The 24,598-nt window shown below is 70.6% G+C and carries 25 protein-coding genes; 15 read left to right on the plus strand and 10 right to left on the minus strand.

Going from position 1 to position 24,598, the window contains the following annotated elements; all coding sequences use genetic code 11:
* Positions 1-31 precede the first annotated feature (31 nt).
* The 7 genes from I7X12_RS04630 to I7X12_RS04660 all read left to right on the plus strand — a co-directional run bounded on the left by I7X12_RS04630 (position 32) and on the right by I7X12_RS04660 (position 7,624).
* The gene (locus tag I7X12_RS04630) at positions 32-508 is read left to right on the plus strand and encodes a DUF7283 family protein (RefSeq protein WP_198062698.1); all 477 of its coding nucleotides are present in this window, start codon (positions 32-34) and stop codon (positions 506-508) included.
* Positions 486-878 carry a DUF7285 family protein gene (locus tag I7X12_RS04635; RefSeq protein ID WP_198062699.1) on the plus strand — a complete coding sequence of 131 codons (393 nt, stop codon included), beginning with the start codon at positions 486-488 and terminating at the stop codon, positions 876-878. Before I7X12_RS04630 ends, I7X12_RS04635 begins: the two co-directional genes overlap by 23 nt.
* The gene (locus I7X12_RS04640; protein WP_198062700.1) at positions 869-1,756 is read left to right on the plus strand and encodes a DUF7284 family protein; all 888 of its coding nucleotides are present in this window, start codon (positions 869-871) and stop codon (positions 1,754-1,756) included. Before I7X12_RS04635 ends, I7X12_RS04640 begins: the two co-directional genes overlap by 10 nt.
* Positions 1,753-4,872 carry a DUF7286 family protein gene (locus I7X12_RS04645; RefSeq protein ID WP_198062701.1) on the plus strand — a complete coding sequence of 1,040 codons (3,120 nt, stop codon included), beginning with the start codon at positions 1,753-1,755 and terminating at the stop codon, positions 4,870-4,872. The genes I7X12_RS04640 and I7X12_RS04645 overlap by 4 nt, the downstream gene beginning before the upstream one ends.
* Positions 4,873-4,956: 84 nt before the next feature.
* Positions 4,957-5,379 carry a DUF5791 family protein gene (locus I7X12_RS04650; protein WP_198062702.1) on the plus strand — a complete coding sequence of 141 codons (423 nt, stop codon included), beginning with the start codon at positions 4,957-4,959 and terminating at the stop codon, positions 5,377-5,379.
* Positions 5,379-6,284, plus strand: a complete 906-nt coding sequence (locus I7X12_RS04655; protein WP_198062703.1) for an SDR family oxidoreductase — start codon at positions 5,379-5,381, stop codon at positions 6,282-6,284. The genes I7X12_RS04650 and I7X12_RS04655 overlap by 1 nt, the downstream gene beginning before the upstream one ends.
* Before the next feature lie 149 nt (positions 6,285-6,433).
* Entirely contained in the window at positions 6,434-7,624 is a 1,191-nt protein-coding gene (locus I7X12_RS04660; protein ID WP_198062704.1) for a DHH family phosphoesterase, read from the plus strand.
* A gap of 723 nt (positions 7,625-8,347) precedes the next feature.
* Here the strand turns inward: I7X12_RS04660 and I7X12_RS04665 are convergent.
* Together I7X12_RS04665 and I7X12_RS04670 are read right to left on the minus strand one after the other, a co-directional pair.
* Positions 8,348-9,448: a glycosyltransferase family protein gene (locus tag I7X12_RS04665; RefSeq protein ID WP_198062705.1), complete on the minus strand. Its 1,101-nt coding sequence runs from the start codon at positions 9,446-9,448 to the stop codon at positions 8,348-8,350.
* A gap of 92 nt (positions 9,449-9,540) precedes the next feature.
* Positions 9,541-10,716: an MFS transporter gene (locus I7X12_RS04670; RefSeq protein WP_198062706.1), complete on the minus strand. Its 1,176-nt coding sequence runs from the start codon at positions 10,714-10,716 to the stop codon at positions 9,541-9,543.
* Between the two features lie 146 nt (positions 10,717-10,862).
* On the opposite strand from I7X12_RS04670, the gene I7X12_RS04675 reads away from it, so the two are divergent.
* On the plus strand, positions 10,863-11,033 hold the full coding sequence (locus I7X12_RS04675; protein WP_198062707.1) for an HVO_0758 family zinc finger protein: 171 nt from the start codon (positions 10,863-10,865) through the stop codon (positions 11,031-11,033).
* A 52-nt stretch (positions 11,034-11,085) separates the two neighbouring features.
* Here the strand turns inward: I7X12_RS04675 and I7X12_RS04680 are convergent, their stop codons facing one another.
* Entirely contained in the window at positions 11,086-12,177 is a 1,092-nt protein-coding gene (locus I7X12_RS04680; RefSeq protein WP_198062708.1) for an aldo/keto reductase, read from the minus strand.
* 95 nt (positions 12,178-12,272) lie between these two features.
* On the opposite strand from I7X12_RS04680, the gene I7X12_RS04685 reads away from it, so the two are divergent.
* Positions 12,273-13,607: a DUF6298 domain-containing protein gene (locus tag I7X12_RS04685; protein WP_198062709.1), complete on the plus strand. Its 1,335-nt coding sequence runs from the start codon at positions 12,273-12,275 to the stop codon at positions 13,605-13,607.
* Between the two features lie 31 nt (positions 13,608-13,638).
* Here the strand turns inward: I7X12_RS04685 and I7X12_RS04690 are convergent, their stop codons facing one another.
* Positions 13,639-13,920 carry a PadR family transcriptional regulator gene (locus tag I7X12_RS04690; RefSeq protein WP_198062710.1) on the minus strand — a complete coding sequence of 94 codons (282 nt, stop codon included), beginning with the start codon at positions 13,918-13,920 and terminating at the stop codon, positions 13,639-13,641.
* A 121-nt stretch (positions 13,921-14,041) separates the two neighbouring features.
* Between I7X12_RS04690 and I7X12_RS04695 the strand changes: the two genes are divergently transcribed.
* From I7X12_RS04695 to I7X12_RS04710, 4 genes are all read left to right on the plus strand, one after another.
* Positions 14,042-14,317, plus strand: coding sequence for a DUF7111 family protein (locus I7X12_RS04695; RefSeq protein WP_198062711.1), 276 nt, complete (start codon positions 14,042-14,044; stop codon positions 14,315-14,317).
* 110 nt (positions 14,318-14,427) lie between these two features.
* Positions 14,428-15,030, plus strand: coding sequence for a hypothetical protein (locus tag I7X12_RS04700; protein WP_198062712.1), 603 nt, complete (start codon positions 14,428-14,430; stop codon positions 15,028-15,030).
* 131 nt (positions 15,031-15,161) lie between these two features.
* Complete coding sequence (locus I7X12_RS04705; RefSeq protein ID WP_198062713.1) at positions 15,162-16,328, plus strand: thiolase domain-containing protein; 1,167 nt, start codon at positions 15,162-15,164, stop codon at positions 16,326-16,328.
* The gene (locus I7X12_RS04710) at positions 16,325-16,711 is read left to right on the plus strand and encodes a Zn-ribbon domain-containing OB-fold protein (protein WP_198062714.1); all 387 of its coding nucleotides are present in this window, start codon (positions 16,325-16,327) and stop codon (positions 16,709-16,711) included. The genes I7X12_RS04705 and I7X12_RS04710 overlap by 4 nt, the downstream gene beginning before the upstream one ends.
* A gap of 34 nt (positions 16,712-16,745) precedes the next feature.
* Here I7X12_RS04710 and I7X12_RS04715 read toward each other — a convergent pair whose 3' ends face one another.
* The 3 genes from I7X12_RS04715 to I7X12_RS04725 all read right to left on the minus strand — a co-directional run bounded on the left by I7X12_RS04715 (position 16,746) and on the right by I7X12_RS04725 (position 19,278).
* Positions 16,746-17,681, minus strand: coding sequence for an alpha/beta fold hydrolase (locus I7X12_RS04715; protein WP_198062715.1), 936 nt, complete (start codon positions 17,679-17,681; stop codon positions 16,746-16,748).
* A 62-nt stretch (positions 17,682-17,743) separates the two neighbouring features.
* On the minus strand, positions 17,744-18,862 hold the full coding sequence (gene meaB, locus I7X12_RS04720) for a methylmalonyl Co-A mutase-associated GTPase MeaB (RefSeq protein WP_198062716.1): 1,119 nt from the start codon (positions 18,860-18,862) through the stop codon (positions 17,744-17,746).
* The gene (locus I7X12_RS04725) at positions 18,859-19,278 is read right to left on the minus strand and encodes a cobalamin B12-binding domain-containing protein (RefSeq protein WP_198062717.1); all 420 of its coding nucleotides are present in this window, start codon (positions 19,276-19,278) and stop codon (positions 18,859-18,861) included. The genes meaB and I7X12_RS04725 overlap by 4 nt, the downstream gene beginning before the upstream one ends.
* A gap of 138 nt (positions 19,279-19,416) precedes the next feature.
* Between I7X12_RS04725 and I7X12_RS04730 the strand changes: the two genes are divergently transcribed.
* Positions 19,417-20,085, plus strand: coding sequence for a DUF420 domain-containing protein (locus tag I7X12_RS04730; protein WP_198062718.1), 669 nt, complete (start codon positions 19,417-19,419; stop codon positions 20,083-20,085).
* Positions 20,086-20,147: 62 nt separating this feature from the next.
* Positions 20,148-21,410 carry an ATPase domain-containing protein gene (locus tag I7X12_RS04735; protein WP_232343033.1) on the plus strand — a complete coding sequence of 421 codons (1,263 nt, stop codon included), beginning with the start codon at positions 20,148-20,150 and terminating at the stop codon, positions 21,408-21,410.
* 19 nt (positions 21,411-21,429) lie between these two features.
* Here the strand turns inward: I7X12_RS04735 and I7X12_RS04740 are convergent, their stop codons facing one another.
* The 3 genes from I7X12_RS04740 to I7X12_RS04750 all read right to left on the minus strand — a co-directional run bounded on the left by I7X12_RS04740 (position 21,430) and on the right by I7X12_RS04750 (position 24,521).
* Positions 21,430-22,212 carry an ABC transporter permease gene (locus I7X12_RS04740; RefSeq protein WP_198062719.1) on the minus strand — a complete coding sequence of 261 codons (783 nt, stop codon included), beginning with the start codon at positions 22,210-22,212 and terminating at the stop codon, positions 21,430-21,432.
* Positions 22,209-23,180: an ABC transporter ATP-binding protein gene (locus tag I7X12_RS04745; protein WP_198062720.1), complete on the minus strand. Its 972-nt coding sequence runs from the start codon at positions 23,178-23,180 to the stop codon at positions 22,209-22,211. The genes I7X12_RS04740 and I7X12_RS04745 overlap by 4 nt, the downstream gene beginning before the upstream one ends.
* Before the next feature lie 159 nt (positions 23,181-23,339).
* On the minus strand, positions 23,340-24,521 hold the full coding sequence (locus tag I7X12_RS04750; protein WP_198062721.1) for a bactofilin family protein: 1,182 nt from the start codon (positions 24,519-24,521) through the stop codon (positions 23,340-23,342).
* Positions 24,522-24,598: the final 77 nt, after the last annotated feature.

Consider the following 24,598-nt stretch of genomic DNA (forward strand, 5'->3'; position numbering starts at 1 on the left):
TTTTTATTCGAACGGGCGACCAGGCCGTCTCGTGTACGACACCGCCGTCGAATCGACGTACGTCTGGCTCGGGCTCGCGATCGTGAGCGTCGGGATCCTGGGCTTCGCGCTCCGGGTCCCGACCGCGCCGCCACCCGACGCCAAGCCCGTCGCTCGCACGATCGACAGCGTCGCTGCTAGCCCCCACGAGGCGACGGCTCGGCAGCCGGTCGACGCTCGACGGATCCGGATCGGCGCCCACCGGGTCGGTCTGCGCGGCTCCGGCGGCGACGCCCACGCGTCGCTCGCGTACGGCCCCGTGATACCGGTGGCGGCCGGCGACGGCGATCGGCTCCGACGCGTCCTCCGCGGCGTCCCCCCGGAGCGCGTCTTCCGGAGCGAGTCGACGTTCGCGCGAGTCCTCGATCGGGCGCAGACGCGGGAGCCGTCCTGGCAACCGGCACCGGAGACGCTGATCGTCAGACGAGTGAGCTGGAGGGACGCGAATGCGACGCTCGTCGGGGCGTGAGGCCCAGACCGAGCCGCTGGCGGCGGTCGTCGCGGTAGTCGTCGTCGCACTCGCACTGTCGGTCTACGTCGGTGCGTTAGAGGCGAGCCTCCCCGGACCGGTCGACCGGAACCACGCCGAGACCGCCGCCGACCGGATCGAGCGCGCACTGACCGTCGGCGGCGTCGCCCGACCCGACCGCCTCGCCACCGCACTCGACCGCGGTCCCGACGGCTACCGGGTCAACGCCACGCTCACCGTCGGAGACCGGACCGAACGGGTTGGCCCGACCTCCCCCGAGGCGGTGGACACCGCGCGTCGACGGGTGAGCGTCCGCATCGGTCCGGGTCGCGTCGAACCGGGTCGACTGGAGGTGCGCGTGTGGACGTGAGAGCGTCGAGCACGGCGTTCGACACCGTGCTCTTCGTCCTGCTGGTCGGGATCGCCGTCGGGACGCTCGCGGGTGTCGGCGACCGCCGCGCGCCCGACGGGAACCGCGTCGCCGAGGAGACTGGAGACCTGCTGGCGACGACCACGGCCGAGGTGACCTACACCCGCTCGGCGCGAGTCCCCTCGTCGGCGCTGCTCGACGGCGACGACACCGTAACGGTCACCGTCACTCGGGCGGCGAGCGGTACGCGGGCGGAGTTGCTCGCGGCGGCCGCGGTGGCCGACCCGTCGCTCGGCGGCGCCTCGCTCACCGGGACCGGCGAGAACCTGCGAGCGGGAAGCCGGAGCGCGACCCGACGCGTCCTGCACACGCGGGAAGCGAACGCACAGGTCGCAGTGACCTGGCGCCCGTATCCGAACGCGACGCTGCGCTCGTCGTTCACCGTCGGCGACGCGCCGCCCCGTGACGCGGACGTATCGGTCGCCACCGTCGCGGCAGCGAGTGGGATGGCGAACGTCTCGGCCGCAGCGAGACGGGCAGCGCGGACGAACGGCTTCGGTGGCGTCGCGAACGTGTTGGCCGACGTCGTCGTCGCGGACCTGTTCCCGCCGAGCGAGACCCGGGACGCCCTCTACAGCGAGGGGCCCGACCGAGCACTGGTCGCCCACCGCTACCGGCGTGCGGCGACCGTGCTGGGCGTCGATACGCCAGCACCGTTCACACCCGAGACGGTGGCGCGGGCGAACCGCCGGCTGTCCGAATCACTCGCCGAGCGGCTCGCGAGGGACCTGAACCGACGGTACGACTCACCGACGGAAGCCGCGTCGGCGGTGCGAGCGCATCGAGTCCGGGTCGTCGTCAGGACGTGGTCGGAGTGAGCCGGAACGGATTCGAACTCGGCACGCGCGGCCGCGTCCCGTTCGCGCTCGTCGGCGTCCTGCTGGTGCTATCGAGCGCGCTGTTCGCCAGCGCGGTCGACCGCCCGCAGCCGACGCCAGAGCCGGCGGTCGATCTGGCCGTCGAACGGACGACTGCCGACGCGCGCGCCGCCGTTCGGACGGCGGTCGCCGAGGCGGGCGTCGCCGCGGCCAGCGACCCCGTCCTGACACCAGCGAGCAACCGGTGGGGGGCGCTGCTCGACTCCGACACGGCGTTCAGAGACGTGCTAAAACTCCGGATCTACCTCGCCGCGCAGGAGCGGCTGCGGACTGTCGTGCGTACCCATCGCGGGGTGCGGGCGAACGCGTCGCTGGCACCGGCGCGGACGCCCGAAGCGCTTCGAGCGGCGATGGACCGGGTGAACGTCGAGCGAGCGGGTCCCGAGCGGACGAAGCTCCGAGTCGACCTCTCGAACGTCACCGTCGAGGCGGCCCGCGAGGGACGGACTGTCGGCACCGAGGACGTCTCGTTCTCGGTGGTCGTCCCGACACCGGTGCTGGCGGTCCACGAGCGCGTCGAAACGTTCCAGGAGCGGCTCGAACGCGGCGTCTCGAAGCCGGGGCTCGGTCAGCGGCTGACCGCCCGGCTCTACGCGGTGGCCTGGGCGCGCGGCTACGCCCAGTACGGGGGCGCGCCGATCGAGAACGTAGTCGCGAACCGCCACGTCGAGCTGACGACGAACGGGGGGATACTCGACGAGCAGCGGTCGGTCTTCGGCGCGAGCGACCCGGACGGTCGCGACGCGCTCGAAACTGCGGTCGCCCGCGTCGGTCTCCAGGAGGTGCTCGCGACCCACGGTCCCAGCAAGGACTCGACGGCGACGCTCCTCCGTCAGGGTATCCGGGCCGCCGGTGGACCCTCCGAGAGCGCGGGCGTTCCGCGGCTCACCTCGGGAGGGACCGACGCGCCGCCGCCGAACGAGACGGTGACCGTCTCCGTCGGACGCTCTGCGGATAGAGCGTTCCGAGCGTTCGTTCGAGACGGAGCGATCAACGGGACGATCGACGCGGTGTACGGCGCCGAGATCCGGACGCTCGCGGCGACCGAGCGGGTCACCGGCGGGACGCCCGACCGGCCGGGTCCGCCCGCGGGCGACGACTGGCAGTTCCGCGTCGAGACGACCGACACCGACGTGGTCGACGTGTCGAACGCGACGGGCGGGCCGACCGTCTCGGACCCGTCTGGGTATCACCGGCTGGAGACGTACTCCCGGACCGTCCGGTTGCGACACGAGCGGCGGGCGATCTGGCACCACAACGGGTCGCTCGACGCGACGACGCGGACGACCACGGAGACGAAGCGTGTTCGGGTCGCCGTCGTCGGTCGTCACGCACCGACGCCGCACGCTCCGGACCATCCCATCCCGTCCGTCCACGAGCGAGGCGGCCGGTTCGGCGGGCCGAACCTCGCCGACGTGCCACCGAAAGTCCGGGAGGCGGGCGAGTTCGCGGGCGGCTCGGACGCGCTTGCTGGACGCGCGGCGCGTGGGACGCTCTCGGAGACATCGACGCGGATCGACGGCGAGTGGCCCGGGGAGCTGCCGCAGTGGATCTACCGGGACCTGATCGAGTTACGCCGGTCCGTCCGCGGGGCGTCGGTCTCGGTCGCCCGCGGCCGGATGGGGACGTACGAGGCGACGCCGGCCGCGAAACTGGTCAGACAGCTACGCGAACGGCGAAGCGAACTCGTCGACGCGCCAGCGACCTACGACAGCGTCGCCGCGAAGGCCCGTGCGGCCGTTCGCGGCCGCTACCTCGCGTCCGTGATCGACCGAGTGGAACGCCGGGCGGAGCAGCGGTCGGACCGGGAGAGTGCGTTCGAGAGCGCGATCGGGGCCGTCGGCGGCCCGTCGCTGTCGCGGCTGCGGTCGAGTTACGACGCGCGGCGGGCCGACGAACGCGACGCCGGACCAGGTGGGGGTGAGGGGCCGCCCCTCGAATACTCCGTCGACGGCGCGCCGCCGTATCTGACGCTCGCGAAGGTGACGCCGGGGCAGGTGACAGCCGTCGATAACGAAACGCACCCGCTGACCGCCCGGAACGTGAACTACTTCAGTATCCCCTACGCCGACGCGACGGACGTGGCGCTGAGCGCGCTCCTGCCCGGTGAGACGAGCCGGCAGCGGCGTCTCTCGACGGCCGCGCGGGCGCTCCGGGCGGCCAACCGGACGCTCGAGTACCGACCGAACGCCACCGTCAGGGAACGCCGCGACCGCTTGCTGACGGAACTGAACGACACCGTCGAGGAGGTCGAGGCGGACCTTGCAGACGAACTGGAAACGGCGGGCGTCGGCAACGCTTCGACCGACCACGAGGCCCTCGTCGAGGCGGGGCTCGGCCGGTGGTCGGCGCTCGACGCGCGGGCGCTCGCGATGGCGAACGGGTCGGTCGTCGACCCGATCGTCGCCGCCGCGGTCCGTCGGACTGCCGGCGAGTGGACGACGCGGCGGCGCGACTGGGTGCGGCTGCAGTTGCGGACGGGGCTATACGACGCCCTGGAGTCGAAGCGCGGGAAGGTCTCGGGGCCGGCGGTGACGACCCTCACTGCCGGGGTGAAGGACGCGGTCGGGGAGGCAGTCAGATCGAAGGTCTCGGCCGTGGCGGCCGAGCGGCTCAACGAGTCGGTGACCGAGATCCCGGCCGGGCTGCCGGTAGCGCCACCCTTCACGAACTGGTGGGTGACGACGAACGTCTGGTCGGTGACTGTTCGGGGCCAGTACGCCCGCTTTGCCGTCGAGGTGCCGCGCCGGACGCCCGCCGTGGGCGACGCGTCGCTGCAGTACGTCCGCGACGGCGGGAACGCGACGCTGGATCTGGACGGCGACGGGAGAGAAGAAGTGCTCGGTCGGTCGTCGAAGGTGACGTTCACGTCGCGGACGGCGGTGGCGGTGGTCGTCCCGCCCGGTGGCACCGGCGTCGGCGACGTCGACGGCAACTCGATCGAGCAGTCGAAGGGATGGCCCAAGCCCGGGCCGAACCCGCGCGAGCGGCCGTGGACCGGCGAGACGTATCCGCTCTCGATAAACGGGTCCGAGGCCGACGGGGGGAGCGGGTAGCTCGGGCCGAGAGCGACGATCGAACTCGGACCGGAGACCGACCGAGAGTGACACTGACTTGTAGGCCGACCGCGAAAGGCGGGTATGCTCAGAGGCGAGTTCGAGTCGGCGGGCGAGCAGTCGCCCGAGGAGGTACGGCAAGCGTACGGCGAAGTACTGGCCGAGACGGTCGAGTCGGTGGGAGTCGACACGGTCGTCACGCGGTCGGGCGTCGACCGGGAGGTCGTCGGGTCGATCGCCGCCGGTGACCAGCCAGAACTGACGCTCGAGGCGGCCGCGTCGGTGCTGGCCGCCGACCCCGACCGTCCGGACGGCGAGACGATCGAGCTGGAGGCGCTGGACATCCTCCTGATGGGGATGACCACGGCGGTCGTCGACGTCGACGCCGTCGCTGCCGGGCTGGACGACGAGATGGACCCCAAGGAGATCCAACAGAAGGTGGAGGGACGGTATCCGATCACGCTCGCGGAGTACGCGGCGATCCACCAGTTCCTCGAAACCCGATAATGCGCGTCGCTATCCTCGGTTGTGGCTACGTCGGGATCGAACTGGGTCGACAGCTGACGAACGCGGGCCACGACGCCGTCGGCGTCCGCCGCTCGGACTCGGGCGTCGAGGCGATCGAGTCGGCCGGGTTCGCGGGTGTGCGAGCGGACGTGACCGACGAGGAGGCGCTGACAGCGGTGCCCGACGCCGAGGCCGTCGTCTTCGCGGCGAGTAGCGGCGGTCGCGGCGCCGAGGCCGCCCGCGAGGTGTACGTCGAGGGGCTGCAGACCGCCGTCGACCACTTCTGTGACCGCGAGGACGCGCCCGACCGGTTCGTGTACACGTCGAGCACCGGCGTATACGGCGACCACGACGGCGAGTGGGTCGACGAGGGGACGCCGATCGAACCGACGACGGCAAAGACCGAGGTACTGGCCGAAGCCGAGCGGATCGCCGTCGAGCGGCCCGCAGAGTACGGTGTCGACGGGACGGTCGCTCGGTACGCTGGACTGTACGGCCCGGACCGCTATCGACTGGAACGGTACGTCGAGGGACCGGTGACCGAGGGGTACCTGAACATGGTCCACCGCGACGACGCCGCCGGCGCGGTGGGCTACCTCCTCGAATCGGACCTGGCCCGCGGCGAGGCAGTCAACGTCGTCGACGACGAACCCGTCGCCAAGTGGGAGTTCGCGGACTGGCTGGCCGAGCAGTGTTGCGAGCCCGAGCCGCCCAAGCGAACGATCGAGGCTCGCCTCGCCGCCGAGGACCTCTCGGAGACCGTCGAGCGGCGACTGCGGACGAGCAAGCGCGTCTCGAACCAGCGGCTGCGCGGACTGGAGTACGAGTTCGCGTTCCCGACCTACCGGGAGGGGTATCGAGCGGCTGTCGACGGCTATCTCGCGGCCGACGACGGGACGACCTGAGTTCGAGCGAACGTGATCTTCGGCAGATATGTGTACAAGACACGACGTCTAAATCGACGTCAAAGCGGTTTTCGACGGTGAATTTCGGCATATCGGCGAGGAGTAAGACAGTGAGAAACTACTTGACCCTCGAAGGCGACAGCCCGGGTATGCCACACGCAGCCGCGGGTGGCGTCGGGGCGGTCGCGCCCGCGGACGCCGCCGCGGCGGTCGCCGAACAGGACCCGCTCGTCCTGGCGGCCGCCGTCGTCGGCTTGCTCGCTGTCCTGGTCGCGCTCTGGTGGGGGATCCGACGCCTGCGTCGGCCGCCGGGTGCCGAGTTCGTCGGCCACCTCGCCGGTCGTGACGAGGTCTCGGTCCTGATGCACCCTAATCCGGATCCCGACGCGATGGCCTCGGCGCTCGCCGTCGGCGAGTTCGCCGAAGCGGCCGACGTCGACGCCCATCTCCAGTACTCCGGCCAGATCCGCCACCAGGAGAACCGCGCCTTCGAGACCGTCCTCGACCTGGAGTTCGACCGCGTCGACACCGCTGGCGACCTCCTCGCCGACGACGTGGTCCTCGTCGACCACAACGAGCCCCGCGGGTTCGCCGGCGCCGACTCCGTCGACCCGTTCGCCGTCGTCGACCACCACCCCGGCGACGGCACCGGCTCGGCGTTCACCGACGTGCGCCCCGATCACGGCTCCTGCGCCAGCATCCTCGCCGAGTACCTCGAACAGCAAGGCTGGGAGCCCGTCACCCCCGAAGACGAGGAAGAGCACGGAGACGAGGACGAACGAGTCCTCCCCTCCGACACCGCTACCGGTTTGCTCTACGGTATCCAGTCCGACACCAAGCACCTCACGAAGGGCTGTTCCGCCGCAGAGTTCGAGGCGTCGGCCTACCTCTACGAGGGCATCGACGAGGACCGCCTCGACCGCATCGCCAACCCCCAGGTCGACGCGGAAGTGCTGGAGGTGAAGGCCCGCGCGATCAACGAACGCCACGTGCGCAACGCCTTCGCCGTCGCCGACGTGGGCGACGTCTCCAACGCCGACGCCATCCCCCAGGCCGCCGACGAGTTGAGTCAGCTGGAGGGCGTCACCGCCGTCGTCGTCATGGGCCAGAAAGACGATACGCTGCATCTCTCGGGCCGCTCCCGGGACGACCGGGTCCACATGGGCAAGACACTGCGCGCCGTCGTCGACGAGATCCCCATGGCCAACGCCGGCGGCCACGCCCGCATGGGCGGCGGTCAGCTCTCCGTCGAGCACATGGAAGGCCTGGGCCCCGGCGACGGTCTGGATCGGGAGGAGTTCGTCGACCGACTGTTCGACGCCATGGCCGGCGAGATCTAGCAATTTTTGTGAGGTCTCGATGTTCACTGGGCGGATCGACCGCGAGCGATAACGGACGACGAACGCCCTCGACTCGCTCGCTAACAGTATCGACGACCGCTGGGGACAGCAAGCGACGAACGCCCTCGACTCGCTCGCTAACAGTATCGACGACCGCTGGGGACAGCAAGCGACGAACGCCCTCGACTCGCTCGCTAACAGTATCGACGACCGCTGGGGACAGCAAGCGACGAACGCCCTCGACTCGCTCGCTAACAGTATCGACGACCGCTGGGGACAGCAAGCGACGAACGCCCTCGACTCGCTCGCTAACAGTATCGACGACCGCTGGGGACAGCAAGCGACGAACGCCCTCGACTCGCTCGCTAACAGTATCGACGACCGCTGGGGACAGCAAGCGACGAACGCCCTCGACTCGCTCGCGGTCGCTGAGCGACATATCCGCGCTCTCCGCACGGCCCACGCGGATAGCGGTCGCTCAGACGACTCCCGGCGCGAGCGTGTCTCGCCCGTTCAGTCCACCAGGAACCGCGACCGCACAGTACGGCACCGCGACCGCATCGCACAGCGACCGCAACCGGCCACAAGCCTCCCCAACCGATTCGCTCCTGTCGTCGCTCATCCCTCGCACGATGTCGTCGCGCGCACGAGAGCGCGCGACAGCGCGCGCCGAGGTCAGTAGTCACAAAGCGCGCCGATTTCGATGTGCCCGAACGCAGCCACTCAGCGGTCGGTCGCCTCGTCGAGCGCGTCGCTGGAGGCCGCGCGGACGGCCTCGGGGTCGAGGTCGGTCTCGCCCCAGGCGGGCAGTCGGTCGTCGGATTCGGGCGGTCGGACCGACTCGGCGTAGGCGTCGACCTGGCGGCGCTCGTCGGCCGAATCGTAGTCGAGGCCGTTGAACGCGGCGTCGGTGGCGTACTGGTCGACCAAGCGGCGGGCGGCCGTCCGGTACCGCTCGCGGAGGGCGTCGTAGTCGACGGCGACGCCGCCGTCGTCGAGCGCGGAGAAGAGGGCGGCGGCGACCTCGTCGGCCATGTCCGAGAGCCCGCCGCGGCCGCTGACGGCGCGGTGGTCGTGCTCGTGGATGCCCAGGTCGACCTGTGCGGTCCCCTCGAACCCCGCCGTTCGGAACGCGTCGCCGAGCGTCGCGACCTCCAGCCCCCAGCCGCGAGGCGGGCGGAGCTGGCGTATCAGGTCGCTCGTGGCGGCGAACTCGCCGGCGAGCGCGTAGCGGAAGGCGCCCAGGTAGTCGACCAGGGGGTCGTCGTGGCTCTCGGCGAGGGCAGCGACGGCGGGCTCGTAGAACAGCCGACAGAGACGACCGTAGAGTCGGCCGTTCTCGACGCGGGCGTAGTAGCCCTTGACGAACTCGTAGTCGCGGGCGAGCGGGAAGAGGAGACGAGGGACGTGCTGGGGGCCGTAGGTGGTCGCGTCGGCGTCGTGGACGGCGACGAGGTCGCTGCGGGCGGCGGCGACGCCGAGGGCGAGCCACACGTCTCGGCCCTTCCCGGCCTCGCCGTTGTGACCGTGCTCGCTCAGCAGGTCGCGAACGGTCGGCGCGTTACACCAGAGGATGTCGGCGTCGACGTCCAGCGAGTCGACCCACTCGCGGACGGCCTCTAGCTTCCCCTCGTCGGCTCGCAGCGCGACGAGGACCGACTCGGGGTCCACCGCGCCGAGCGTCGAGAGGACGCGCTCGGCGGCGAGGCTGGCGTGGTCGCGGTCGGTCAGCGGCACGACGACCGTCGCGCGGTCGACCGGCGCCTCGGGAGCCGCGCCGTCGAAATCGTGTAGCGTCGCCACCCGCTCCTGGACGTACTCCATCGAACCCGGCTAGTGACTCGACTCTCAAATACCCCGCCATTCCGGCGAACGTGAGGCCGATAGCCCCTCGCAGTCGTGCGGTCCAGGGCTACTCAAGCGCGGCCACCCCGTGGCAGCCGCCCCAGTCGATGAGCGACGAGGAGTGCGAGCAGGACGACGACGAGGCCGCCGGCGAACGCGCGGAAGATACCGTCGAACGGCACGCGGGCGTCTCGGAGGAACCCGACGGCGTAGGAGCCGCCGGCCTGGACGAACATCATCGTCCCCGAGTAGGCGGCGTAGGCGCTCGCCCGGTGTCGATCGGGCAGGGACCCGAGGAGATAGGTGTCCATGGCCGGGAACAGGCTGTGGATCACGTACCCGAGGACGAGGCTGACGGCGACCACCGGGACGAGACCCGAAACGACCGTGAGTACGAGGACGACGACGACGAACCCGGAGAGCAGCGCGAGGATGTACCGGAGGATGTCGAGGCGGTCGGCCAGCCGGCCCGACAGCGCCATCGCGGGAACGCCCGCGCCGAAGACGACCGAGAGAACCGTCCGAGCAGTCGACTCCGAGAGGGACTTCGTCTCCGCGAGGTAGGTCGGATAGAAGTTGAACACCCCTTGCCAGACGAAGCCCGTGGCGCCGAGCATGACGACGCCCGCGAGGATCAGCCGCCACTGCTCGCGGACCGCGACGAGGAGGTGGCGGTCCTCGGTCCCCGCCGCGGGCAGGTCGGTTCGCCAGGCCGCGACGGTGAATAGGACGGTGGCGACGGCGGTGATCGCAGCCATGATCTGGAAGGTCAGCGGCCACTGCCCGCGCGCGAGGACGGCGGTGACGAACAGCGGTGCGCCGACGGCCGCGAGCTGGGCGGCGGTCCCGTGGACGCCGAGGGCGGCGCCGACCCGCGACGGGAACAGCTCGCTGACCAGCGGGTTCGCGGCGATGAAGTACGCGCCGCCGGCCGCACCCATCAGGAGCGCGGCGGCCTGGAGCGCGCGAATACCGGGAGCGATACTCGCCAGCGCGGTCGCTCCGGTCAGCGTCGCGCCCGTCGCGAAGACGACGTAGTGGCGGGGGACCCGCGTGAGCAGGTAGCCCGTGGGGATGCGCGGGACGGCGCTGCCGACCCAGACGAGCGACGCGAGCAGACCGACGGCCGCGGCGTCGACGGTCAGCGCCGCTCGGAGCGGGTCCAGTAGCGGCGCGAAGACGACCCGGCCGAGGTTGACGACGAACACCATCGCACACAGCGACCCGAACAGCTGGCGGCGCGTCACACCACCGGATTCGTCCGCACCCCTTCAAGCGTTGCGAACTCGGCGGAGCCGTCCGGGTCTCGGCCGGATTTCGACAGCCCGCGTCGGGACCGGGTGTGTGGGATCTATGCATGGGGTTTTTCAGAGTCGGTGTCGTACTCCGGCTTATGAAATCGGTCCGGAAGGGGCTACGCTCGGGCGAGATCGAGAAAGACGTCTACGAGCGCCTCGCCTGTAGCGAGTGCGGCGAGGAGCTGGGGACCGAGAACGACCCCGACGAGCTCGGCACCGTCCGGGTCTGCCCGGAGTGTGGCAGCAAGTGGAAGAAGGTGGGCTGATCGCCGCATCGGCCTCGCCGTAGCACCACCGACAGTCGCCCTTCTGTGGCGTTCACTCGAAGACGGCGTCGAACGAATCGGCCCCGAGCGGCGGGTAGGTCCCCGCAGCGACGTTCTCCGCGACGTGGGTCGGTGACCCCATCCCGACCAGCGAACACGTCACGCCCGGCGCGCTCCGTGCGAAGTTGATGGCCTTCTGGGCGCTCGTCTCGCCCTCGACCCGCTCGGCCACGTCCGCGGGCAGGCCCGCCGCTGCGAGTCGACCTTGGGCCAGCGACGCGCTCGTGAAGACGTTCAGGCCCGCGTCGTGGGCGAACCACAGCGTCGACTGTGCGCCCCCCGAGCCCTCCTGGGCCTCGACGGTGAAGGCGTCGGCCATCACGACGTTGAACGGCAACTGCACCGCCCGGAAGTGCGTCGCCGCGGTTTCGGCCCGTTTGGCCGCCGCCCGCGCCCGCGAGACGATCTCGGCCAGCGAGAGGTAGCTGTCGTCGTCGGCCGGCACGCGTAGCGCCTCCCACGTCGCCACGCCGTACTGGCGGATGTCGCCCTCGGCGGCTCGCTCCTCCAGCCGGGCGAACGTGTCTTCGAGCTGGTCGTACACCGCCTCGGGAGAGCGCTCTGCGAGCTGGGTCTCGGGATTGTGGACGTAGTACAGGTCGATCGTGTCGAGGTCGAGATTCTCCAGCGAGCGGTCGAGCTGGTCGTCGACGTAGTCGGGCGCGATGCAGTGTTGGCCCGCCACGAGGTCGTCTGCGTCGGCGATCCCGGTGTCGACGTACTGCTCGCGGATCCACCGACCCGGGTTCTCGGGGCGCTCGCCGTCGAAGGGGACGAACCCGCCCTTCGTCGCGACGAGGACGGCTTCGCGGTCGACGTCGGCCGCTTCGATGGCCTCGCCGACGACGCGCTCGCTGCGCTGGTTGCGGTAGTTGATCGCCGTGTCGACGACGTTGACCCCCGATTCGAGCGCCTCGACGACCGCCTGGCGGTAGGCGTCGTCGGCTTCGTCGGTCGGGTCGCCGAGGTAGGTGCCGACGCCGACGCTGGAGACGACGCCCTCGCCGAACCGCCGGAAGTACGTGCGGGCGAACTCGTCGCCGAACTCCTCGCGGTAGGCCCACGTGGCGTCCCTGGTGACCATACCGGAGGTCGGGTCGCCGCGGATAAAAGCGTGCTATCTCGGCGAGGCTGTGCGCCAGCGGGCGACTTATGTCGGTCACCCTCGACGAGCGGGGTATGACAGAGCGGATCGAGCCGAGTCCCGAGAACCCGTGGTACTGGTCGGACGGCGACGGACCGACGCTGCTCCTCGGGGGGACAGACAAGGACAACCTCTTCCAGTGGACCGGCGACCGGCTGCACGAGCACCTCGACGACCTGGTCGACGCCGGCGGGAACTTCGTCCGCAACACGATGTCCGACCGCAAGGGCGCGGACGTGTCCCCGTTCGAGCGGAGCGACGGCGGCACGTACGACCTCGAACGGTGGAACGACGAGTACTGGGACCGTCTCGACGCGTTCCTCGACGCGACCGCCGAACGGGACGTCGTCGTCGAGTTGACGCTCTGGGACCAGCACGACCTCGCCGGCGACAGATGGGAGTCCCACGCCTGGAACCCGGTCAACAACGACACGCTCCCCGAGGGGTCGCTGCCTCCGACCGGCGGCGACCACTGGCAGGACCGCATCGCCTTCTTCCGCACCGTCGAGGAGGGCAACGACCCCGTGCTCGCTCACCAAGAGCGGTTCGTCGACCGGATCCTCGACCACACGCTCGACCACGGACACGTCCTCTACAACGTCACCAACGAGGGATGGGCGGGGATCGAGTGGGAACTGCACTGGGCCGAACACGTGCTGGAGCGGGCCGACGAGCGCGGCGTCGACGTCGAGGTCACCAACATGAACATGAGTCCCGAGGACTCCGTCCGGAAGGTCGTCGAGCACCCCGAGGCGTTCTCCTACGTCGAGGTCTCTCAGCACAACCAGCACTTCGCGGGCGCTGACGGGCAGAACCACTGGGACGACCTCCAGACCTGGCGGGCGGAGGTCGAGGACGCTCTCGGCCCGCGTCCGTTCAACAACGTGAAGATCTACGGTGGCTTCGACGGCGGCAAGGAGGCCGCTGGGGACGCCGACCAGGCGGTGCGGTGGTTCTGGCGGAACGTCCTCGGCGGGTGCGCCGCCTGTCGGTTCCACCGTCGGGTCGCCGAGGGCGACGAGGGGTGGGGGATCGGCGGGAGCGAACGAGCGCTGGCGCAGATCCGCTCGGTTCGCGCGGTCGAAGCGGTCGCCGATCTTCCCGCTCTGGTCCCGCGAGAGGATCTGCTGGGTGACGTCGCTCCCGACGAGGCGTACTGCGCCGCCGATCCGGGCGAGGCATACGTCGTGTACTTCCCCGACGGCGGCGAAGCCACGCTCGAACTTGAAGCGGGGCCGTACCGGCTCCGGACGCTCGACGCCGAGTCGGCCGCGTGGACGGACGAGGCGACGGTCGACGCGACCGGGAGCCGTTCGCTGGATCCTCCGAGCCGACCGAATCAGCTCGTGGTAGTGACCCGGGAATCGTAGTCGCCGAGGGGCGGACGGTTCGGGGGCCGGACTACGCCCCCTCGACGTGCTCGGCCATCCACGCGAACTGCTCGTCGACCATCCGCCGGCCGGCGTCGGTCAGCGCGTACTCGTCGTGGATGCCGGACTCCCGGAGTTCGAGATGGCCGTTGTCGACGAGCGTGTCCAGCGCGCCGTAGAACGACTTCGGTTCGATCCGCCCGTCGTAGTGGGATTCCAACCGCGATTTGAGCGCCTGGCCGTGGAGCGGTCCCTCGCCGGCGAGGATGATGCAGATATCCCGGCGACGGCCGCTCTGGAGCCACTTGGTCATGCTCCGACTGTGGCGGCGCCGCGGTTCGACTCTTGCGGTTCCCGGCGAGCGGCCGCGCCGGGGGCCGTCTGGACGACCGGCGATCGAAGCCTACGACTACCACCGGCCCTCAGACTCGACGATGACCGACTCGACCGCGACGAGCGAGGGGATCACCGCCCGCTACGAGGAGACCGAGACCGAGCGCCTGTTGACCTTCGAGCGCGACGGGGCGACAGCGGCCGTCGGCCAGAACGTCGAAGGCTACGCCATGTTGAAAGTCCGGCCGACCGCCGACGGCGACGAACTCGAACGCTACTACGGGTTCGACATGGCACTCGACCACGCCGCCGAACTGCTCGGCGTGGCCCAACACGACCTGCCGGTGCCCGAGGCGGCCGACGACATGGGGATGTAGGCCCGACGACCGAGGGGACCGACCCGCGGACGGCGACCGCACCCCGGCAAACGTATCGATACGTACACCATTCCAAAAGACATATACTGGACACACGAGCGGTAGTCGGTATGACAGGTAACCCCATTCGCACGCTCCTGCTGACGGCGGTCGGTCTGTTGGCAGTCCCGGTCGTCGCCGGTTGGAACTGGGTCGTCGGGGCTCGCGCGCCCGTAGTGCCGACCGGTCGCTCGCCGAGTGCAGAGAGCGACCCTCCCGCGGCCGACGGGTCGGCCGAGGCCCCGGCCGTGATCGAACACGAACGGTCCTGGCCCGACTACCTCCGTGGGTTCGACGCCCATCACGGTCCGGCGGGGTCGATCGACGCCGGCCCGGCCGAGGGGTCGCTGCTCCGTGGGCTCCGGCTGTGGGTCGGATCGCGGTTCCTGCGGGGGTACACCCTCGGAAACGACGTGTACGTCACCCCGCGGGCACCCACTGTCGTTCGAGTCCACCAGGCCGGACACACCCCGGAGTTCGGCGCCGCGTTCGACCCGCTGGCGGGCGACCGTCGCGAGAACGGCGGTCTGCCGGACGAGCCGCTACGGACCGCCGACGTGATGCTCCCGGGCGGGGGTCCACACGTCCTCCTCCGCCTGCGGGACCCACGCGGACTCGCCGGCGCCTACCGGGCCTGGCTCCACGACGGCCACCTCGAGCGGGTCGCCGAGTGAGAAGACAGGGTCGGGACACCACGATCGGCCGGTCACACGGTAGCACAGACCGCCAGCCCGCAAACCGATCGTGCGATCGGTTCACGAATTAACGCGCGACTTTTACCGGCTGGAGTTCCTACTGGTAGTCGATGAGCCACCCACGTGTCACCGGCGTCGGGTTGACCCACTTCGGGGAGCACTCCGAGCGGACGGGTCGGGACCTGTTCGCGGAGGCCGGACTGGCCGCGCTCGACGACGCGGGTGTCGACCCCGACGACGTCGAAGCGCTGTTCTACGGTAACTTCATGGGCGAGCTCGCCGAGCACCAGGGCCACCAGGCCCCGCTGATGGCCGAGGCCGTCGGCCTCGACGTTCCGGCGACACGCTACGAGGCCGCCTGCGCCTCCAGCGGCGCGGCCGTCCGCGAAGCGGTCAGACACCTGCGGTCGGGCGAGGCCGACGTGATCCTCGTCGGCGGTGCCGAACGGATGACCAACATCGGCACCGCGGGCGCGACCGACGCCCTCTCGATCGCCGCCGACGACCTCTACGAGATCCGCGCGGGGATGACCTTCCCCGGCGCTTACGCGCTGATGGCCCGGGCGTACTTCCGGGAGTTCGGCGGGTCCCGCGAGGATCTCGCCGCCGTCGCCGTCAAGAACCACGACCACGCGCTGCCCAACGAGTACGCCCAGCTCCGCACGGAGATCACCGTCGAGGACGCACTGGGAGCGCCGATGGTCGCCGACCCGCTCGGGCTGTACGACGCGTGCCCGATCACCGACGGCGCCAGCGCCGTCGTCCTGACCAGCGCCGACTACGCCGCCGAACACGACCTCGACGCGCCGGTCGCGATCACCGGCACCGGTCAGGGCGGCGACAACCTCGCGCTCCACGACCGCGAGACTCTCGCGCGCTCTCCCGCCGCGAGCGAGGCCGCCGACGAAGCCTACGGAGACGCCGATATCGACTCCGACGACGTCGATATCGCCGAGGTCCACGACTGTTTCACTATCGCGGAAGTGCTCGCGATCGAGTCGCTAGGGCTCTACGAGCCCGGCGAGGGGATCGGCGCCGCACGGGACGGGAAGACCCACGCGACGGGTGAGACACCGGTCAACCTCTCGGGCGGCCTGAAGGCGAAGGGACACCCCGTCGGGGCGACCGGCGTCGCCCAGATCGTCTCGCTAGCGAAGGTGCTGACGGGCGAGTCCACGTGGTCCGACGACGTGAGCGACGCGAGCGTCGGCGTCGCGCACAACGCCGGCGGGACCGTCGCGAGCGCGACCGTCCACGTTCTGGAGGTCCGAGAATGAGCGACAACGCGAGAGACGGCGCCTTCGACGACTGGCTGGACGCGGTCGAGGACGGGGAGGGGTACTACGTCGAGTGCGAGAACGGCCACGGCTGGCTCCCGCCGCGGCGGGTGTGTCCCGACTGCGGGAGCCGCGACCTCACCGAGACGCCGCTGGCCGAGGCGGGCGAGGTGGCGACCTATACCGAGGTGTCGGTCGCGACGCCGCAGTTCAGCGCCGACACGCCCTACGTCACCGCGATCGTCGACTACGGTCCCGTCCGCGTCACCGGTCTACTCCGCGGCGTCGACCCCGACGAGGTCGAGGTCGGGATGCCGGTCGGGATCGAGGCGGGCGAACGGGAGACCACCGGCGACCGCGCGGTCGTCTTCCGGCCGCGATAGCGGTCGGTCGCGGTGCGGCGGTGGTCGCCGTCGGTCAGGCGTTCGACTCGACGGGTTCGCCGCGGACCACGTCGAGGAACTCGGCGGGATGTTCGACGTGCGGGAGGAGTTCGGAGTCGCCGATCGAGACGAGTTCCACGTCTGCGGCCTCGGCGAGTTCGCGGCCGGTCGACAGCGGCGGCATCTCCGTTTCCGTACCCCAGACGAGCGTGATCGGGACGTTCAGGTCCCCGAGGAGTTCCGGCAGGTCGATGTCCGGGTCGAGGTGGCCGCTGACGAACGAGGCTGGCGCGAACCGCGCGCCCGGCTGGTGGGCGCTCTCCCACTCGTAGCGGACCGTCTCCTCGTTGAGCTTCGACGTGTCGTGGTAGCCGTGGTCGTCGTGGAAGTAGCGGATCGAGCGCTCGCTGGCGATCCCGTTGTAGATCGCCTGTCCGACGACGGGCGTGCGGATCAGCGAGCGGAGCCAGACGCGCTGGCCCGGAACCGTGTCGGCGGTGGGGCAGACCAGGACGAGCCGCGAGACGTCCACGTCGCGGGCGGCGTCGGCGGCGTACGCGCCGGTCAGCGACGACGCGACGACGACGGCGTCTTCGCTCGTGTCGGTGAGGAAGTCGCGGACGAAGGTCGTGTACAGCGACGCCGAGTAGGTCAGCGGCGGGCGATCCGAGCGCCCGAAGCCCGGCAGATCCGGCGCGACGACGTGGTAGTCCTCGGCGAGGGTCTCGAAGACCATGCGCCACTCGTTGCTGGTCGCCGCGGCGTTGATGCCGTGGAGGAGCACGAGGTCCTGGTCGTCGGGGTCGCCGGCCTCGGTGTAGGCCACGTCGAACCCGCGCCAGCGGTAGGTGCCGGCGTCGCCCGCGAGCGGCGGGCCGAGTTCCCCGACCCGCCGATCGAGCACCCGGTTGGTCACGGCCGCCGCGCCGACTGCACCGAGCGTCGCACCGACGACTGTTCGTAGTTTCATATCCGTCCGTTGGGGCCTCGGCCGCTTATAAGTGATGTTCAGCGGACAGCCCGCCCGACGTGTCAGTCCCGCTCGCGCCGTTCGGCCACGCAGTCGGCGAGCGGTTCGAGCAGCTCCTCGGCGACCGCGTAGGGGTCGGTCTCGCGGCGCACCACCGCGTCGACGTGTTCGTCGAGCCCGCCGCGGGCGTCGATCTCCGCGGCGAGCAACTCGCGGACGTCCTCGCGGAGGAGCGTCCGGATCTCCTCGGCGTAGCGCGTCCGAGCCGTCGCCGCCAGTTGACCCGACTCGACCAGATACGTCCGGTGGTCGTCCATCGCCGCGATCAGGTCGTCGATCCCCTCGCCGCGGTCGGCGACCGTCTCGACGATCGGCGGGTCCCAGGGCTCGGCGGCCGGGCCGTCACCCCCGTCCACGGTCCCCGACGCCGGAGCGGAGTCGCCGCCCGCGTCGACGCTGGGCTCGGCGAAGCCGTGGTGGCCACCGACCTCGACGTCGCCGTCACGTAACTGGAGCATCTCCCGGAGTTCGCTGACGGTGCGGTCGGCGCCGTCGAGGTCGGCCTTGTTGACGACGAACAGGTCGGCGATCTCCAGGATACCCGCTTTGAGCATCTGTACGTCGTCGCCGCTGCCGGGCGGGACCAGCACGACCACCGTGTCCGCCGTCCGGACGACGTCGACCTCGTTCTGCCCCGCCCCCACGGTCTCGACGATGACCTTGTCCTTGCCGAAGGCGTCCAGCGCCTTCACCGCGTCCGTCGTCGCCGTCGAGAGCCCGCCGAGCGTCCCGCGGGCGGACATCGACCGGAAGAACACGTCCATGTCGCCGACGTTCGATGCCATGCGGATCCGGTCGCCCAGCACCGCGCCGCCGGTGAAGGGCGAGGCGGGGTCGATGGCGATGACGCCGACGGTGAGGCCGGCCTCGCGGTAAGTCGCCGCGAGCTTGTCGACCAGCGTCGACTTGCCCGCACCGGGGCTGCCGGTGATCCCGATCACGTCGGCGTCGCCGGTGTGGGCGTGCAACTGCGAGACCAGGTCCCGATAGCCGGGCGCGCGGTTCTCGATCTTCGTGATCGTCCGTGCCAGCGCCCGGTGGTTCCCGTCGAGGAGATCCGCGATCAGAGGGTCGAGGTCGTCGGCGGCTTCGGATACGCTATCGGAGTCCCCGCTCGTCATCGTCGCTCGGGCGCGTTCGCCCGGATGTACTCGACCATCTCGTCCATCGACGCGCCGGGGCCGAAGATCTCGGCGACGCCCGCCTCCCGCAGCCGACCTTCGTCGTCGTCCGGGATGATCCCGCCGACCAGTACCAGCGTGTCCTCGCGGGCGCCGTACTCCTCGAGTCCGTCCGTGATCTTCGGGACGAGCGTGTTGTGCGCGCCCGAGAGGATAGAGATGCCGAGCACGTCCACGTCCTCCTGGACCGCCGCCTGGACGACCTCGTCGGGCGAGCGGTGCAAGCCCGAGTAGATGACCTCGAACCCCGCGTCCCGAAGCGCCCGCGCGATGACGTGTGCGCCCCGGTCGTGTCCGTCGAGTCCGACCTTGGCGACGAGACAGCGGATCTGCCGTTGGCCCTGTTCTGCGCTCATGCCCCTTCGTTGGACCGATTCCCGTTTCACGTTTGCGGTGATTTTTGCGTGAGCCACGGGAGCGAACGCTCGAGAACACCAGCGTGGGGCCACCCGCGATTTCGAAGCGGGTATACCGACGGCGTCCAGAGATCCGGTATGGCAGTCGCCGACTCCCTGCAGTCGCGGGCGCGGGCGAACCCGCGCCGGGTCACCGCCGTCCTCTCGGTGATCGGATACGTGCTCGTCCTCGGTGCGTTCACACCGTACGCGCCGTTCCCGAAGATTAGCGACGATCTGGTCATCTTCCTCGGAGACGCCATCGCCGTCGTCAACTCGCTGGCGCTGGTCTCGATCCTCGTCGGGGTCCGCTACATCAAGCGCGGCGAGGTCGCGAAACACCGACGGGCGATGCTGACGGCCTTTTCGCTGATCATGATCTTCCTCGTGATGTACCTGCTGAAGGTCGGCGGGGGCTTCGAGAAGTCGATCCTCGCCGAGGGCGCCGTCTACTACGCCTACCTCGTGATGCTCGCGGTCCACATCGTCCTGTCGGCGGTGGCCGTCCCGGTCGTCCTCTACGCCGTCGTCCTCGGGCTGACCCACAGCCCCAGCGAGTTGCGCGACACGTCTCACGCCCGCGTCGGCCGGATCGCCGTCGCCGCGTGGTCGCTGAGCCTCTTCCTCGGCATCGTCACCTACGTCATGCTCAACCACGTCTACGGCTGGGTTCCTCGCGGTCACGAGGCGGCGCTCCTGCTCGCGGTCGGGCCGTCGCTCCGTTCGCTCCGATCCGTCGCTGGCGATTCCGGCGAGTGGAGCGACTGATCCGCTCGCGGTTCGCACACGCGCCCCGCAGCGTTTTCCCCTCGGACGTGCTATCGTACACCATGGCAGAGGACGCCGACCGACCGACGGTGGACCCGATGGGCGACGCCGGGGAACGGGGGTCAGCGCCACACGCCGGATCGGGCGAACGGTCCGGCGGTCACGGCCGCTGTGACTTCTGTCGGCTCCCGATCCCGGGGCAACCGGTCACCGCCGAGCACGGCGACCAGTCGTACGACTACTGCTGTGTGGCCTGTCGGGACGCCGCCAGCGACGCCGACAGGGTGTCCACGCAGTACCACGGATTCAGACGGGTCCCCACGGGTGTGGACCCGCTCGACGAGAGCCTCCCGCAGGGGATCCCACGCAACTCGTTCGTCCTCCTGACGGACCTGGCGGGCACGCGTACCGAGGCGATCCAGGCCGAACTGGTCTGGCGCGCGCTCCGACGGGGTGAACCCGCCGTGTTCGTCTCCTTCCTGGAGCCGCCGATGTCCGTCGTCCAGCAGTTCGTCACCCTGGACTGGAACGTCCTCCCCTATCTGGAGTCGGGACAGCTACAGATCCTCGACTGTTTCACCTACCGGCTCGAGAACCGCGAGCGGATGTACGAGCGGCTCAACGACTGGAACGCCTTCCTCTCGGAGACGGCCGCCGACGCGACCACGCAGGTGCGAGACCCCACGGAACTGGGCGAACTCCACAACCGCCTCGACGACGTCCTCGAAACCCGGGCGATGGAAGACCAGGGGGTCGTCGTCATCGACTCGCTGACCGAGTTCGGGTCGCTCGTCCAGCCGGTCCAGGCGTACGAATTCCTCAGAGACGTGCGCGCGGAAGTATGCAAGAGCCGGTTCGTCCCCATGTACGCCGGCGCGACCGTCACCGGTGCGAACCAGCAGTTCCCCCACGACCTGAACTACGTGGTCGACGGCATCGTCGAGCTGAATCTCGGCGAGGATCTCGTCGCGGGGTCGCTGACGAAGCAGATCCGGGTCCGCAAGATGAACGGCGTCCTCGCGGTCCCGAAGTGGACGCTCTACGAGTACACCGCCGGCGAAGGTATCGTCACCATCGAACGTCGCGAGGAGCTGCCGGACGAGAGCGCCGGACGGGGAGACGCTCGGCCCGACCAACCGAGCGGTGGACCGGCGGGCACCGGACGAGAGAGCGCCGGACAGCGGGCCTCGGGGCAGCGACCGGTCGAAGCCGGCGGGGACAGCGCGGGTGGCGCGTTCGGCCAGGGACCGCCCGTTGGGGGCGGCGCAGTCGACGACTCCGGGACCGGAGACGGCGCCGGGTCCGAGAGCGACGGCGCCGGGTGAGACGCCCGGCGCAGACGGGTCAGTCGGTCCGCGGGAGCACGAGCGCGCCGACGGCGACGAACACCGCGGCGAGCGCGACGAGGACGAGCAGGTAGCCCAGTTGCGGCGCGAGCGGGCCGGTCGGTGGGACCGCGCCGCCGTCGGTCGTCGCGCGGACGCCGCGGGCGAAGTACGTCAGCGGCGACAGCAACGTCGCCGGCTCGAACCAGCCGGGGAGGAGGTCCAGCGGGACGAACGTCTCCGAGAGGAACAGCAGGGGGAGCGCGATGGTGTTGCTCGTCGCGATGACGCCGTCCTGGGAGTCGGCAGTCGCGCCGATGATCGCGCCGATCCCGCAAAACAGCGCGACGCCGACGACGACGTAGGCGACGAGCAGACCGACCGAGGTCGCCGAGATCGGGATCGCGGCGCCGGTCAGTGCGACGACGAGCGCCAGCAACATGAGCGCGGCGAGTCCGATGACGACGACGTTGACGAGCGTCTGTGCGAGCAGCCACTCCGACCGCGTGAGCGGCGTCGTCGCGAGCTTCTCGAAGCGGTTGCCCTCGCGGTGGCGCGCCACCTCGCTGCCGACCCGCGACAGCGGCGTGAACAGTACGACGACGGCGAGATAGCCCGGGACGTAGTAGACCGCCGGCTCGGTGAACAGCCCGCCGCTGCCCGCCTGGGTCTGGACCAGCGCGCCGAAGATGACGACGATGAGCAGCGGGAAGAGGAACGTGAAGAAGACGGCCGTACGCCGCCGCAGGAACGACTGCCAACCCGCGCGGACCGACGCGGTCACTCGGCCGATCCGGCTCATCGGTCACCCTCCGCAGCGGCGCCGTCGGTGTCCGCCTGGGGCGCGTCGCCCGCGACCGACGCGCGCTTCCGCCGGCCGGCGTCGTAGGTGCCGCGTTCGTCGGCGAGTTCGAGGTAGACGTCTTCCAGGTCGGGCTCCGACCAGGTGAGGGCGTCGTAGCTGGCGCCCGCCGCCGCGAGTGCGTCGACCACGTCGCCGATAGCCTCGGGTGCCACGTCGGAGACGACGAGCGAGTCGCCCGCTCGCTGGGCGGGATAGCCGAGATCGAGCGCGGCGGGGTCGGCGGCCGTCTCGACGACGAGTCGGCTCTCGCCGCCGTACTCCGCGACCAGCGTGTCGGGGTCGTCGGCGGCGACGAGTCGCCCGTTCGCGAGTAGCCCGACGCGGTCGGCCAGCCGGTGGGCCTCGGCCATGTCGTGCGTGGTGAGGACGATGGTCGTCCCGCCGTCGGCGAGCGATTCGAGGAGGTCCCACAGCGCGCGGCGACCGGCGGGGTCGATACCGGTCGTGGGCTCGTCGAGAAAGAGGAGATCCGGGTCGTTGACCAGCGCCGAGCCGACGCAGGTCCGCCGTTGCTGGCCGCCCGAGAGGTTCTCGTACCAGGTGTCGGCGTCGTCGGCCAGCCCTACGTCCGAGAGGACCGCGTCGACGTCGCGGGCCTCGTCGTAGAGGCCGGCGTAGTAGTCGAGCAGTTCGCGAGCGGTGAGCCGTGCGGGTGGGTCGAACGCCTGTGGGAGCAGGCCGACGCGCTCGCGGTCCACGTCGCGGGGGTCGGCGCCGAACAGTTCGACCGAGCCCTCGGCGTCGGTCGTCCCGGTCAGCGCGCGGACGAGCGTCGTCTTGCCCGCGCCGTTGGGACCGACCAGCCCGAACACCTCCCCCGCGTCGACCGAGAGAGAGACGCCGGCGAGGGCCTCCATCTCCCCGTAGGACCGGCGCACGTCCTCGGCGACGAGCGTCGCTGTCATAGGCGAATCGACGGCAGCGCAGCGCAAAGGCGGTTCGGTTCCGGGGCGCGACTCGACGGCCGAGAGCGGACGAGGGCGGCGGCGTTCGAATGGAGGGCCGAACGGCGGCGGAGTGGAGGGCCGAACGGCAAGGGGAACTCGGGGGCAGTGGAGGGGTCGTCAGACCGCGCTGGGGGAGGGGTCCGGCGGCGTCTCGGCGCTCCCGTCGTCACCGCCGCGGCGACGGGCGGCGATCGTGAGCGCGCCGGTGCCGAGGCCGAGGAGGACGACGGCGAACGTCAGGACCTCGCCGAACAGCGGGATCTGTGCCAGCAGCTCGACGCCGACGACGCCCACGACCAGCGCGGCCCAGCGGTTGTCCGTGTCGGCCGCGTCGAGGACGCGCGACCCGACGAGGAACTCGCCGTAGACCAGCGCGATCCAGACCGCCAACGCGAAGACGGCGCCGCCGGCGAAGGCCATCGGCAGCCCGACGATAGTCAGCGCCACCGCCAGCAGGACGACCGGGACCGCGACCATCGTCGCCACGCCCGCGGCGACCGAACGGCCCGGCTGGTCGGTCACCGTCTCGACCATCTCGCCCGAGAAGTCGGGGAAGACGACCAGGAGGAGCGCGCCGACGACCAGCGCCGCCAGAGCGGTGACGAAGCTGACGAACGGAGCGGGAAGGATCTCGACAGCTCCGAGGTCGTCGAGGTCGCCGAGAGTGATACCCCACTGGAGGCCGTCGAATCCGAGGCTCTCGTCGTGGGTCACGGTTCCGGCCACCGCGGCGCCCTCGGCGCGGTCGAGCGTCTCGCCGTAGGCCACGTCACCGCGGACCGTCGCGCCTTCGTCCAGACGGACGGTCTCGGACCCGGTCACGTCGCCGTCGACCGTCCCGGCGACGGTGACCGTGCCGGCCGCGGCGTCCACGTCGCCCTCGACGACGCCGTCGGGGCCGACTTCGACGGCGCCCGCAGCCGCTTCGACGGTACCACCGACCCGGCCGTCGACGGTGACCGAGCCCGCGGCGGCCTCCACGTCGTCGGTCACCTCGCCGGTGATCCGGACCGACCCGGCCGCGGCGTCCACGTCGCCCTCGACGGTCCCGTGGACGACCACGTCACCGCTGACGACCTGCAGGTCAGAGATCGTCTCGTCGGGTCCGACGACCACGTCGGCGCCGACCGTCTGATCGGCGACCTGACCGGCTCCGGAGGCGGTCGTGGCCGCGGCCGGAGCGTCGTTCGCGAACGGTACTGCGACCGCCGCACCGGGGACCAGCGCGGCGGCGACGGCGAGCGCACACAGCAGCGCGACGAACCGCGTCGCGCCGGCGGGGAACTCGGTTTGACTCATGCATCTCGACGTAGACACCCCGACACCCTATACGACGGAGGCGAGTTTCCGACCCGGTAGTTCGGGGCAAGTTTTAA

The organism is Halosimplex litoreum (assembly GCF_016065055.1).
GTDB classification, from domain to species: Archaea; Halobacteriota; Halobacteria; order Halobacteriales; family Haloarculaceae; genus Halosimplex; species Halosimplex litoreum.

Coding starts and splice junctions, on each gene's coding strand:
- I7X12_RS04635 (WP_198062699.1), top strand. CDS start 486: ATGCGACGCTCGTCGGGGCGTGAGGCCCAGACCGAGCCGCTGGCGGCG.
- I7X12_RS04650 (WP_198062702.1), top strand. CDS start 4,957: ATGCTCAGAGGCGAGTTCGAGTCGGCGGGCGAGCAGTCGCCCGAGGAG.
- I7X12_RS04655 (WP_198062703.1), top strand. CDS start 5,379: ATGCGCGTCGCTATCCTCGGTTGTGGCTACGTCGGGATCGAACTGGGT.
- I7X12_RS04660 (WP_198062704.1), top strand. CDS start 6,434: ATGCCACACGCAGCCGCGGGTGGCGTCGGGGCGGTCGCGCCCGCGGAC.
- I7X12_RS04665 (WP_198062705.1), bottom strand. CDS start 9,448: ATGGAGTACGTCCAGGAGCGGGTGGCGACGCTACACGATTTCGACGGC.
- I7X12_RS04675 (WP_198062707.1), top strand. CDS start 10,863: ATGAAATCGGTCCGGAAGGGGCTACGCTCGGGCGAGATCGAGAAAGAC.
- I7X12_RS04680 (WP_198062708.1), bottom strand. CDS start 12,177: ATGGTCACCAGGGACGCCACGTGGGCCTACCGCGAGGAGTTCGGCGAC.
- I7X12_RS04685 (WP_198062709.1), top strand. CDS start 12,273: ATGACAGAGCGGATCGAGCCGAGTCCCGAGAACCCGTGGTACTGGTCG.
- I7X12_RS04690 (WP_198062710.1), bottom strand. CDS start 13,920: ATGACCAAGTGGCTCCAGAGCGGCCGTCGCCGGGATATCTGCATCATC.
- I7X12_RS04695 (WP_198062711.1), top strand. CDS start 14,042: ATGACCGACTCGACCGCGACGAGCGAGGGGATCACCGCCCGCTACGAG.
- I7X12_RS04700 (WP_198062712.1), top strand. CDS start 14,428: ATGACAGGTAACCCCATTCGCACGCTCCTGCTGACGGCGGTCGGTCTG.
- I7X12_RS04705 (WP_198062713.1), top strand. CDS start 15,162: ATGAGCCACCCACGTGTCACCGGCGTCGGGTTGACCCACTTCGGGGAG.
- I7X12_RS04710 (WP_198062714.1), top strand. CDS start 16,325: ATGAGCGACAACGCGAGAGACGGCGCCTTCGACGACTGGCTGGACGCG.
- I7X12_RS04715 (WP_198062715.1), bottom strand. CDS start 17,681: ATGAAACTACGAACAGTCGTCGGTGCGACGCTCGGTGCAGTCGGCGCG.
- meaB (WP_198062716.1), bottom strand. CDS start 18,862: ATGACGAGCGGGGACTCCGATAGCGTATCCGAAGCCGCCGACGACCTC.
- I7X12_RS04725 (WP_198062717.1), bottom strand. CDS start 19,278: ATGAGCGCAGAACAGGGCCAACGGCAGATCCGCTGTCTCGTCGCCAAG.
- I7X12_RS04730 (WP_198062718.1), top strand. CDS start 19,417: ATGGCAGTCGCCGACTCCCTGCAGTCGCGGGCGCGGGCGAACCCGCGC.
- I7X12_RS04735 (WP_232343033.1), top strand. CDS start 20,148: ATGGCAGAGGACGCCGACCGACCGACGGTGGACCCGATGGGCGACGCC.
- I7X12_RS04740 (WP_198062719.1), bottom strand. CDS start 22,212: ATGAGCCGGATCGGCCGAGTGACCGCGTCGGTCCGCGCGGGTTGGCAG.
- I7X12_RS04745 (WP_198062720.1), bottom strand. CDS start 23,180: ATGACAGCGACGCTCGTCGCCGAGGACGTGCGCCGGTCCTACGGGGAG.
- I7X12_RS04750 (WP_198062721.1), bottom strand. CDS start 24,521: ATGAGTCAAACCGAGTTCCCCGCCGGCGCGACGCGGTTCGTCGCGCTG.